This is a genomic window from Vibrio metoecus, from assembly GCF_009665255.1.
Taxonomy (GTDB): Bacteria; Pseudomonadota; Gammaproteobacteria; order Enterobacterales; family Vibrionaceae; genus Vibrio; species Vibrio metoecus_B.
Genome location: NZ_CP035687.1, coordinates 667,464 through 679,763, shown reverse-complemented (window position 1 = coordinate 679,763; position 12,300 = coordinate 667,464). Strand labels below are relative to the sequence as shown.

Below are 12,300 nucleotides of genomic sequence, written 5' to 3'. Positions count from 1 at the left end.
GTTTGTCAACGGGAGAAATGTGCAGCGGCTCTTATAAAAATCAAGGCGATACTGATCGCCTTGATGTGATGATATTGAGGATGATGGAATGTTTTATCGGGGTAGAAAATTACTTCTCTGCGAATTTTTCTAGCCCCAATACCAGTGCAACCGCGGCAAGCATGACCACAATCGCCAACACCCATTGCGACGGTTGTGATGTGAGCGCTTCAAACTCAAAAGGAGAGAGATTGCGTTGCAGCAAAGGAACTTGTTCTCCACTGGAATTCACACGCCAAGAGAGAGTTTCTTTCCAAGGCCAGATTTTCGGTAATGTGCCGAGCATGAGGCCAGTCAGGAAAGTTAAGGTAATGTCTCGATGGCGCCGTAATAGCCAAGAGAGCACATGTGAGAAACTGAGCAGGCCCATCACGCATCCACTTAAAAACAGCAGCAGAATATCGATCTGCAGTGTTTTTACCGCACCAAGTACTGGAGCATACATACCGATCAGCAGCAAAATAAAGCTGCCAGAAATACCGGGTAGAATCATGGCACAAATGGCAATCGCTCCGGAGAGCATGACATTGAGGTAAGTGGGCTCTAAGTGTAACGGCTTTAGCACGGTAATCCCGTAAGCAAATAGGGCTCCGGCAATCAGCCACAGTAGGCGTGAAAAGGTTTTTTGCTCAACCTGGCGCAGCATATGCCACACAGAAACCACAATCAGACCAAAGAAAAATGACCAGATTGGCACGGGATGGGCCACGAGCAGCCAAGAAATGAGTTTGGCCAAGGTAGCAATACTGGTGAAGATGCCCCCAAATAACGTGATCAAAAACCAGCCATTGATATGACGAAAGGCACCGGCTAAGCCTTGTGCTTTTAGCACACCCACTAGGCTAGGGTTGATACGGCGAATGCTTTCAAGCAGAGTGTCATAAATGCCGGTAATGAAGGCGATGGTTCCGCCAGAAACGCCGGGAACAACATCGGCGGCGCCCATTGCTAGCCCTTTGAAGTAGGTGCTCAAGTAGTTCATTGTTTTTCCTGCCAATTGAATTAGGCGGATAGTATACCCGTTCTTTTTTCACTTGTAGTTAAGCGCTAAGCGGTTGATCGGTTTCATCGTTGCAACTCCGGTAGATTCGGCGAGCGATAACATTACCTGATGCTCAACAATAAGGTTCATATTCATATTGCGGTTTCATTGCAAATTGCAAATTGCAAATTGCAACAAATCGGGGTTTGAGTCAGAATTTTCTGACAAAGCATCACAAAAATAAGGGTTTATTAAGTTGGCACAGTTCGTGCATTAGTTTATGTGACCCTTGTTAAGCCGAGGGTCACCTAGCCAACTGACGTTGTTAGTGAATAGAATTGTTCACACCATATATAAGCCAATCGCGGTTCTTGCGATTGGCTATTTTTTTGTCTTTTGGGTATGATCGCCCGCCATTTTCACTAATTTTTTGCTAGAAATTAGCATTAAATGGAAATTTGTCCGTTCAATATCATTGCTTTATATGGTCGTTTGGCCGTTTATTAGAGGATAACTATCGCACTGGAGTGATGTTGTGTTTTGGCGTCGCCAAATGGTTTTGACGCCCGCTTATCAAGGAGAGATGAGCCTGAAAAATAAAGAGGTACTATGAATCAGATCATTTCAATTGGAGCATTAGAGTCTTTCCTGATTGCTATCAGCGTCCTATTCTTAGGGCATTTTATTAATGCCAAATTGCCCATTCTAACGAAGTTCAATATTCCCGAACCGATTGTCGGTGGATTAGTGGTTGCTTGTGTGATCACGGGATTACACTTTCAGGGCATCGATATGGAATTTTCACTGCCACTGCAAAACGTTTTCATGCTGATGTTCTTCAGCACTGTGGGGCTCGCCGCGAACTACACCCAGCTTGTGAAAGGTGGGGCGAAAGTATTTCTATTTTTGGCGGTCGCTTCAGTGTTCATCATCATCCAAAATGGGGTGGGGGTTTCGCTGGCTGCTGGGCTGGGCTTGGATCCGTTATTGGGGTTAATCGCAGGCTCGATTACGTTATCTGGTGGGCATGGCACGGGTGCCGCATGGGCCAATACGTTTGCGGAAAACTATGGCTTAACGAACACTTTAGAAATCGCGATGGCATCAGCCACGTTCGGTTTAATTATTGGCGGTATCATTGGTAGCCCTGTTGCGCAGAAGCTGATCGATAAACACGGTATTGAATCTGAATACGGGCGCGGTACGCAAACGCACTCGCGTTTTCCTGAGTTAGTGACGTATAACGAATATGAAGAAGATAAAGTCACCGCGAAAAAGGTGATTGAAATTCTGTTTATCTTGCTCATATGCGTTACAGGGGCGAAGTACCTTGAGGCTTGGGTTAAGACATTTGAGATCCGCTGGTTGATGATCCCAGATTTTGTGTATGCCTTATTCATTGGGGTCTTTATCACTAATCTGCTGGAGGTGACTAAGTTACGCAAGGTGGATGCTGAAACGGTCGATATTTTGGGGACGGTTTCTTTATCGCTATTTTTGGCCATGGCTCTGATGAGCCTGAAATTGTGGAATATTTTTGATTTAGCACTGCCGTTTCTGGTGATCTTGGCTATTCAATCCGTGGTATTAGGGATTTTTTGCTACTTCGTTACGTTCAAAGTGATGGGAGCAAACTACGATGCCGCTGTGATCTCTGCGGGGCATTGCGGTTTTGGTTTAGGCGCAACCCCTACTGCCGTGATGAACATGGGCTCAGTGGTGAAACGCTTTGGCCCTTCACCACAAGCGTTTATGGTGGTACCGATTGTGGGGGCTTTTTTCATCGATATCGTGAATTTGATCATTCTCCAAGGGTACATTTCCTTTTTGGGATAATCTCTTGATTGATCGCGCGCTGTTTCATTAACAAAAACCCCCAGTCGTTATAGATCGACTGGGGGTTTTCTTATGGTCATCTCACCATCGCTATTCGCCGTGGTGCTTTCAAAGGGTTACGCTTTCTTGTCTGTATTGAGTGTTAATTTGGTGCCATTAAACTTCAATTGAGCGAGCAAGTTTTTAGCGTTAGTTTTGCCTTCTTCATTAAATTCCAACCCATAGCGCGCATGATGTAGCGAACGCTGTAAGTTACAAATTTTACCAGTCAAAGGTGGGAAACTTTGGGTCCCCCGTAAGTCAGAAAATATCTCAAGAGCCACAAGGTCGCCGACTTGGTAAGTTTTGCCTAAAGGTGGCGTAATGAAACGACAGCCACTACGGGATAAGTCACGCAGCTCACAATCACCACGGTGTTCATCAAACACGACCTTACCTGCCAAATTCAGCTCAAACCTTGGCTCTTTACGCAATTGCGAGACTTGCATCGTATTCGGGATCGATAAAAAGGCGAGTGGAACGGGCTCTTGCAAGATGTGCATCAATTGACTACGGAAATGAATCAGTGCGCCTTCTCCTCTTGGTGAGATGGCGCGAATGTTCATCCAGAACCCTTCTTGAAAGAAGAATTGCAAATCGTCAGCAGAAATTTTGGGCATTTCAACGAGCAAAAATTTGTCGGTATGAGTCCCAATAAACGGGGTCCGGCAGACAAATTTTGTTCCCACTGGGGTGGTAATACTTAAAGTCAGTTCACTGCCGTGTTCGACCATCGCCAGCGCATCCGTGCTGTTTATCGTCGAAACGGTCTTGCTTCGTTGAGTCTGCAGTTGCCCATTATTATCATCAATTTTTTCAGCGGGCCGTGAATTCATTTAACCTCTCCGTGTTGCGATACGACTTATACATGTCGTTCAGTCCATTGAATTCTATGGTGAGATAAGTGTAGATTCAATTCAGAGAGTCTCCAACAAATTTGATCTATCTATCAGAAAAGGATTCAGTATGACCCACGTTGTGCAACATGATGCTGCAAATAACTGCTATCGAGTGACACTGGAAGGCGACTATCAAGCCGTAGTGAAATATCAGCAACAAGATAACGTGCTGCATATTACTTCGACTAGAGTGCCTGACGAGTTACAAGGCAAAGGGTACGGAAAAGTGATGATGGAAAGTGTATTACCTGAAATTGAACGTGCAGGGTTCACGGTGGTACCGGTATGCAGTTATGTTGTGCACTACCTTGAACGCCATCCTGAGTGGCAACACTTACGTCATCGCGCGGTGTAAATCGCTCATTTCTCGCCAATATAGGTTATGAGGGTGGGGCAATCGTCTTTATCAGATGAAATGATTTAGACGTTCTTATCGAGTTAGGGTAACGTTTCATTTTAAAAAATGATGTATGCCAATCTACTGATAAGGAAAAACGATGCCCTTGCCCCGTTTCACTTTGCGTTCTGCGTTGCTGTTGGCTCTGTTTATGAATGCCCCAATGGTGGGCATTGCAAGCGCAAATCAGCAGCTAGAACCGTCTTATTCCCATCCCACGTGGTTAAGAGATATTGCGCTTTCACCGAATGGGCAGCAGATTGCGTTTACTTATGCTGGGCAAATCTGGTTGGTGCCGGCACAAGGAGGAGAGGCTACTGCCTTAACTGAAAGTGGCGTATACAGTGAGATGCCGGTGTGGTCTCCTGACAGCCAATCTTTGGCCTTTTCTGCGAACCGTTATGGTGAAGGCGATGTATTTATTCTTGCAGTGCAAGGCGGTGAAAGCCGTCGTTTGACTTATCATGGGGCTAAAGATACTCCCTACGCTTTTTCTGCCGACGGAACACAACTCTATTTTGCATCACGCCGATTGGGAGATGACCAAGCCGATGCGAATGTGAAACAAGGGAGTTTCACCGCTCAGCTTTATTCCATCCCCGTGACGGGCGGGCGTGAACGAATGGTTCTGCCGATTGCAGTGAGCGATCTCGCAGTCTCACCGACACAAAGAGATATTCTCTATACCAATCAACCCTCAGATGAACAGCCGTGGCGCAAAGGTGCAATATCAGATGCAACACGGGACATCTGGCGATGGTCGCCCCAAACCGGGCAACATGTTCAACTGACTTCCTTCCGAGGTGAAGACCGTAACCCAGTTTGGGGCGCCGATGGTTCATCGATGTACTATCTTTCGGAGCGGGGCGGCAGCTTTAACGTATGGCAACAGCGATTTGATGGTTCCGAGCCCGTCGCCATCACCGCACATGAGAAGCTCCCTGTAAGGTTTTTGAGTGCCAGTTTACAAGGCGACTTGGTATACGGTTTTGATGGTGAGATCTGGCGACTCCAAGCTGGAGCGAAACAACCTCAAAAAGTTGCCGTATCGATACGCCGTAGCGCAATGCCGGATGGTCGTCATTCGGTGAATTTTAACCATGAAACGACCGAAATGGTGGTATCACCCAGCTCTCCTGAGGTGGCGATTATCGCACGGGGAGATGTTTATGTGGTCTCCTTACTCTCAGGGTTAACCAAGCGGATCACTGATACCCCAGAGGCAGAGCGCAACATTACATTTTCGAGCGATGGTTATCGATTGATTTATGCCTCAGAGCGCGGTGGGAGTTGGGATATTTACCAAAGCTACGTGAATGATGGCGGAAAAAGCTTCTCCACATCGCTCGATATTGTGGAGGAACCCGTGTTGACTGCGACAGAAGACCTGACACAGCCTCTTTACTCTCCTGATAGAAAGCGAATTGCCTACCGTGAAAATAGCAATACGCTCAAAGTGTATGATATTGGGCAAGATAAAACGTATACCCTGTTAGATGCACAAACGTTGTATTCCTATATCGATTCAGATCTTGATTACCAGTGGTCTCCTGACAGCCAATATATCGTGACGCGAGATCGTGCGGCTTTTAATAGCGATGTGCAGCTATTGAAATTTGATGGTAGTGAAGCCCCTATCAACCTGAGTAATAGCGGATTTTCTGAGTCGGCTCCGCAATTTAGTGTGGATGGGCAATGGGTCTATTGGTTAACGGATGCCAAAGGATTACGTGATATTGATGACCTGCCTGTACAGTTTGATGTGTACGGTGTGGCGCTCAATCGCCAAGCCAAATTTAATTTTGGTAAGACCGCTGAGCAGCAATGGCTTGATGACGAACAGGCTGCCGATCATGAGCTCAATGATCGTGAATCGGTCCCCATCACTGCGACTATGGTTGAAAGCCAAGGGCTGAAATTACGCACCATGCGCATGACGCCGACATCACTGGATATCATTTTTAAACACTTAACCCGAGATAACCACCATTTGATCATTGCTCACCGTGTCGGCGATTCTGTACAAATTTCGCAGATTGATTTGGGCAGTGGTGAAATGATGACGCTGTTCAGTCGTTTTAGTGAAGATGCCATGTTGTTGGCGATGGCGGCGGATGACGAAAGCCTACTCATTATTGGTGAACACGGGATCGAAAATCTCAATGTGGTGACCCGAGAGACAGAGTTTGTACGTTATGAAGCGAATGCTTATTTTGATTTTCGTGCGGAAGTGGCTTACCTGTTCGAACATGCTTGGCGGTTAACACAAAGCAAATTTTATGACCCCCAAATGCATGGTGTGGATTGGGCTGGCTATGGTGAACAGTATCGTAAACATCTCCCAAGTATTCGAACTTACTCCGATTTTGCTGAGTTATTGAGTGAGATGGTTGGTGAGTTGAACGTTTCACATACAGGGGCTTCCTTTGCTGCCAGCAACCCAAGCTGGGAAGAGCCTGCTTCGCTTGGGCTTTATTATGATGATCGCTACAGAGGCAAAGGGATCCGAGTGAAAAGCGTATTACCGGGTAGCCCTGCCGATACCTATCAATCCCCCATCAAAGCGGGAGCGATTATTTACTCGGTTAACGGTAAAGAGATTTCTGATCAGCAAGACATACACCGTTTTCTCAATTTTACCCAAGGTAAGTTGACTCGGCTAAGTGTGCTGACGCCTGGAGAGGAGAAAGCCCAAAACTTCACCTTAGTTCCGATTGGGTTAGAAGAAGAAAGCGAATTACTCTACCAACAGTGGGTTGAACAGCGACGCGCTTTAGTGGAAAAACTTTCCGGTGGACGCTTAGGTTATGTGCATCTGGCCGCTATGGACGCTGCCAGTTTTGAACGAATGCAGAACGATATGTTTGGCCGAGAAAGAGATAAATTAGGTTTGGTGGTTGATGTACGCTTTAACGCAGGGGGTTGGCTACATGATCAAATTATGGAAATTCTTTCCGGCACTCGGCATTCATCACTACAGACGCGAGATGGGTATGTCGTTTCTTCATTCCCTGAGCGTCGTTGGGCAAAACCGAGCATTATGTTGGCGAATGCGGATAGCTACTCCGATGGCTCTATTGTGCCTTATTTTTATCAACGAGAGGGGCTCGGTAAGCTCGTTGGTGAACGTGTTCCCGGTACGGGAACTGCTGTGATTTGGGAGCAGCAACAAGAGCCGGGTTTAATTTATGGAGTGCCACAGTTGGGCCTGAAAGATGATCAAGGGCGTTGGTTTGAAAACCAAGAAATCGTGCCAGATATTTTGGTGTACAACGACCCAGAATCGATCATCGCCGGAGAAGATCGCCAGCTCTCCGCTGCAGTTGAAGCGTTACTCATCGAAATAGGTTTGCAGTAAACGCGGTTTTGAAAGTGAAAAGCCGCTCAAATGAGCGGCTTTTACATTCCATCGTCTTACTCCAAACACACTTGGTTGCGACCATTTGCTTTCGCGCGGTATAGCGCTTTATCAGCCCGATAAAAGGTACGCTGCGTGTTTTCACCCTCGCGGTGCAGGGTGATACCGATACTGACCGTTAAGCCACGTTCACCCAGCACCTCTTGCCATGGGAAATCAAAAATGCGCTGACGATAGTTCTCGGCGTGCATTTGTGCCATTTCACTGGTCACGTTTTCTAAGATCACCAGAAATTCTTCGCCACCAAAGCGCACACAGGAAGCGCCGCGAAATTTAAAATAAGTCGCGAGCTCGCTAGAGACATTCACAATCGCTTTGTCGCCGACTAAGTGGCTGAGCTCATCATTGATCGATTTAAAGTGATCAATATCCACCACTAAGAAAGCAAACGATGTTTCGTGAAGGAGTAAATCTTTGAGCTTCACATCTAACCAACGACGGTTATGCAGTTTGGTTAATGGATCGGTGAACACATCTTGTTGTAACTGCAATACGGTATTCTTCTGGTTTTCTGTGGTTTCTTTTAGCTCTCTATTCTCTAGTTCGGAGAGGATCAGCTTGAGTTGTAACTCAAAGCGTGACAGACGACGTAGCTGGATCGCACCTAATTCACTGATTGGGATCCGCTTCATTAAGTCACTTTCAATGCGAAACACTTTCTTTTCATACTGCAGGGCAGTTTTGAACATACCTTCTAACTCACAAACGTCGCTGAAAGCTTCATAGAGGCACTTCTCAAGAAAGGGGGAATGGATGCTCTTTAACCGCTTTTCGGTGTTACTGAGCAGCAAAGTCGCAAGGTGTGCTTTACCGGCTTTAGATAAACAATGTGCGAGCTCAATACGCAGCATGCTTGAGAGCCAGTCTGATGGGGTGAGGGATGACGAGTACTGCGCATTAGCTAACGTCATCATCGCTTTCTGCACTTTGCCTTGTTGTAGGTAAAGCCGAGCTTGATAGAGCATAATTTGCCCCGTCAGCTGTTTGTCACTCACCAAAATGCTGAGTTCTTCACACTCTTTGATCAGGTCATTCGCGGCAGTATAACGTCCAAGGCTGATGTAACAGGCTAACATATACAGCTTGTAGCGCAGACGCAGTGCTCGACTGGAAATCGCATGATCTATGCTGTCAATTTTCTGGTAGTAGCGTAATGCACGGTTATGGTCGCCATAGGCATCACACAAATTGCCCATACCAAGAATGGCCAACACGTAGTCATCAATCATGCCATGCTCTACGGCAATATTGGAAATCGCAACGTATTCGGAAAGTGCAGCGACATAATCGCCATGATCAAGCAAGCGCTCGCTTAGGCTGTGTTTAACCGAAAGGAGTAGCTCCAGATCCGCGGGCAGCTCTAAGAGTGACAGTGCGGCTCGCAGCTCTTCAATGCTGGTTTGCCATTGTTTCATTTCTCGGCGGTACTCAGCACTGATGATATAACTTTGTGCACGCTCTTGAGAGGTCGTCGCCACATGCTGTCTGACATGGTTCCAGAAGATGATCGCCTCTTCTCCAGCGACAGCGGCCGCGTCTAGCCCCGCTTCTTTAACCTTACTGAGCAGGGTTTCCATACGATGCTTCCTGTGCTTGGCTATCAATCAACTGTTCCAATGTAAACGGGAAAGACAGAATATCTTGGAGAGTGATTTTGGGGAGTGGGCCCTCTAATCCTTTACGGTGCCACGGGTAAATCTCAATCATTTTGGCCATAACTTGGAATACTTCTAAGGCGGCTTCGCCCTTTTCTGCCAACAGCAAACCGAGACGGTCACTGCTGATCCGTGATAGTAAATCTTGCGGTGCGCACAGAGAGTGGATGACTTCGGTACACACATCAATGTATTTGGCGCTCGGGTGTTGAATCACCACGACAGCGTGGTTTGATTTTTTCAGCTCAGTTTTGAATAGTACCAACTGTTCCCACCAATAGGTCTCAGATACCACATTGGAAAGATGTTTTTCAGGATCAAATTCGTGTTGCCCACGAATACGATTGATCAACTTACGTGCACGTTGTTCGAGTTGGCGTTTTGAGGAACGTGCTTTATCCATACCCACACGCATGGTTTGTTCACGCAGCATCATAACGGTATAGCGGCGGTATTTTTTGAAGGCGACTAATGCAGCCTGCGCATCACCATTTTCTTCTGCTACGCGCGATTGTTGGTAGCAGATTTGCGATAAGAGCTCACCATTATCAAAGGACGTGGCTGCCTTTTCTGCGTTGCTGAGAAGCTCCGCCGCCACCGCAAAGTTTTTGCGCAGTAGCTCAAGGCGTGCACGGCTGATGAAGGAGTGGGCTTTCATCCAAGTGAGATTATTCGCTACAGCCAATTCATGGGCTTTGCGGGTAGCTTCTTCGGCATCCTCTATCCGCTCTAGTCCAAGTAAAGCTAAACCACGAAAGTCCCATACTTCGGCTTGCCAAGTCACATTGCTGTTACTTTGTAGCACTTCTTCTGCCCCATCAAGTACGGTCAACATATCGACATATTGATTGAGGTGGTAGAGATCCCATGCCCATAAAATCCGAGCTTTACCTTCAAGCCAACCAATGCGCGTATTATTAGCCACTTTAACGGCAAGCTCATGCGTAGAACAGGCGAGTTTATACTCTCCCGTGATACGCCAAATATTACCAAGGCCGATCAAGCACTCAATTTCGGTTTCCGGTTCATCCACCAATGCGGATTGTTCTAATGCGTTAATCCAAAACTGCTGTGCGGTGTAATACTTGGCTTGTCCCCAGTAATGTAAGGCATGAATATGCAGAATTTCAGGCAAGAAGTGATCCGTATCGAGGTTACTCTGGTTCTGATTCGCTTCTTTGATGTATTTGAGGCCTGAACGGTAGTCCATTTTGCACCAGAGGCAGCGGGACATAATGATCAGCGACTCAATAATGGCTGAGGTAAAATGAATTTGCCGAGCCCGCGCTAAGCACTGCTCTGCTTGGATGAATACCTTCTCAGGCTCAGATTCAATGCGGGATCTGAGCTGTTCGATTTCCACTTCAAGAAGATATTGGCTTTTATCCAAAATACAGTCGTCCTTAGGCGATTTAATGCTCGTCATGACTTGTCCATTATAGGGACAAGGCGTCATTAAACACGAATTCATGTGAAAAAACGGACACTTTTATCAAGTCATTCGACAATAATTGGTGCTATCTCACACTCTGTTCTTCTAAGCAATTTAGGACAAAAGTTCCTTTAATGTTAGAGGGTGCTGCGATAAACCTAAGTTTTGTGCTGCCGTGAATCCGTGTTTATCTTGATAGCATAAATTATGCCATGCACGGAAAATATCCAATAAGGGTTGGATCCCTCCCGGACGTAGTTTGCGACGAGGTTCATTAACAAACGATTCAAACAGCAGCTGGAATCGGTTTTGATAGTATTCGATTTGCCGAGTTGAAGCGTGCTGTAACCAGTGCTGTGGGTCAGAGTTACTACCCGCTAGGTAGCAGATCCCCTTGGCTTTGCTGCCTGAATGGGCGATAGCCCAGCGATCTCGCCACCATCCCATGTGCACGATATCCGTCTTGTCGAATGAAGCCGGTGCTTGCCAATCTGGGTCTTCTTCTACGTACATCAGGTCAACATTTTGACGTTGAATCCTCGATAGGCTGATGCTCAATGCCGCTGAACGTAACAGAGGGTCTTGCGGCATGAAAATCGAAACCCGTTTTTCAGGGTCACACATATCCAACACGTGTAAATAATGGGCATAAGAGGTGTAGGGTGGGCGAATTACTGCACCTTTCGATGGGTAGTGGAACTGAGCCATATTGCCTAATGGGTCTTCCACGTTGCCTCGCGCTAAAATCAGTTGATAGCGGTTATCAATACGTTCACGCAGCGAGGTATTAACTTTGTGAGTGGAAGCTTGCGCTTCAACCAAATACTCACGGGGTACAAAACGAGCAGGGGTTTGGTATGGATCGTGATCCAAACTGCCGGTTGGTTCTTCATTGGCAGAATAGTTGAGATGCTGACACAGGATATAGCCTGTCTTGGCATCCCCAGTCGCTACCCAAAATACCCCATTATTGCTGTGTGCTTGTAACGGTTGATAGTGAGATGCGAATTGGTAAGTTTTGGCGTGATTGACCCAGCGGGCATCAATCATGGCGAGTTTACGCCGACAGCGGCTCGCGATATGGTCAAGGTGATCGTAAAACGTTTTCGGATTAATCGAGAGCTTACGGCAAATTTCACGTACGGAATAACCTGTAAACAGTAACCCGAGCAGAGATTCTTGGAAGTTGAGCTTATGATTGGCACCTGACCATTTATCCACAAACGTCGAGTGGCAGGCTTTACAACGATAACGTTGGCGATCACCACTGTAACCAAAGGCGTGATAAAGCTGTTTGTGAGTATGGACGGATAATCCCGTGTTCTGGCACGCCGGATTATGGCAAGCGGGTAACCCTTCGCTGTGCAGCTGACGCAAGCGGTGTAGCTCATTCACCACTTCGTGATTATTAAGTAAGGGGGGAAAGCTCCACATTCACGACAAACCATCGCTGGCCGTTTCGGGTTTACGCGCTGCAAAACGTAATGCTTTGCCTCACTCAATCCAAAGTTGTCACACGCCAATGTTTTACAAAAGTTGAGTTGTAAACCTTCTGCGTCCGGTGGTAGTTGGTCGTTAGGCACGATCTCCCCCTCGGGGTATT

General features: G+C 46.8%; 7 protein-coding genes and 1 pseudogene. 3 read left to right on the top strand and 5 right to left on the bottom strand.

Annotated elements, in window-relative coordinates; translation table 11 throughout:
- Positions 1-109 precede the first annotated feature (109 nt).
- Positions 110-1,021 carry a DUF368 domain-containing protein gene (locus EPB59_RS16510; protein WP_195707127.1) on the bottom strand — a complete coding sequence of 304 codons (912 nt, stop codon included), beginning with the start codon at positions 1,019-1,021 and terminating at the stop codon, positions 110-112.
- A gap of 609 nt (positions 1,022-1,630) precedes the next feature.
- Between EPB59_RS16510 and gltS the strand changes: the two genes are divergently transcribed.
- Complete coding sequence (gene gltS, locus EPB59_RS16505) at positions 1,631-2,857, top strand: sodium/glutamate symporter (RefSeq protein ID WP_001071813.1); 1,227 nt, start codon at positions 1,631-1,633, stop codon at positions 2,855-2,857.
- A 116-nt stretch (positions 2,858-2,973) separates the two neighbouring features.
- Here the strand turns inward: gltS and EPB59_RS16500 are convergent, their stop codons facing one another.
- Positions 2,974-3,732: a PilZ domain-containing protein gene (locus EPB59_RS16500; RefSeq protein WP_055029279.1), complete on the bottom strand. Its 759-nt coding sequence runs from the start codon at positions 3,730-3,732 to the stop codon at positions 2,974-2,976.
- 130 nt (positions 3,733-3,862) lie between these two features.
- On the opposite strand from EPB59_RS16500, the gene EPB59_RS16495 reads away from it, so the two are divergent.
- Both EPB59_RS16495 and EPB59_RS16490 read left to right on the top strand, forming a co-directional pair.
- Positions 3,863-4,150: a GNAT family N-acetyltransferase gene (locus EPB59_RS16495; RefSeq protein WP_055029280.1), complete on the top strand. Its 288-nt coding sequence runs from the start codon at positions 3,863-3,865 to the stop codon at positions 4,148-4,150.
- A 142-nt stretch (positions 4,151-4,292) separates the two neighbouring features.
- Complete coding sequence (locus tag EPB59_RS16490; protein WP_154173911.1) at positions 4,293-7,550, top strand: S41 family peptidase; 3,258 nt, start codon at positions 4,293-4,295, stop codon at positions 7,548-7,550.
- A gap of 56 nt (positions 7,551-7,606) precedes the next feature.
- On the opposite strand, the gene EPB59_RS16485 is transcribed toward EPB59_RS16490, so the two are convergent.
- From EPB59_RS16485 to EPB59_RS16475, 3 genes and pseudogenes are all read right to left on the bottom strand, one after another.
- A complete protein-coding gene (locus EPB59_RS16485) occupies positions 7,607-9,187 on the bottom strand; it encodes a GGDEF domain-containing protein (RefSeq protein ID WP_154173909.1) in 1,581 nt (526 codons plus the stop codon).
- Positions 9,168-10,655 (bottom strand): hypothetical protein, encoded by a 1,488-nt coding sequence (locus EPB59_RS16480; protein WP_195707190.1) that lies wholly within the window; start codon positions 10,653-10,655, stop codon positions 9,168-9,170. The genes EPB59_RS16485 and EPB59_RS16480 overlap by 20 nt, the downstream gene beginning before the upstream one ends.
- Positions 10,656-10,811: 156 nt before the next feature.
- Positions 10,812-12,280: pseudogene (locus EPB59_RS16475) on the bottom strand (transposase).
- Between the last annotated feature and the right edge of the window lie 20 nt (positions 12,281-12,300).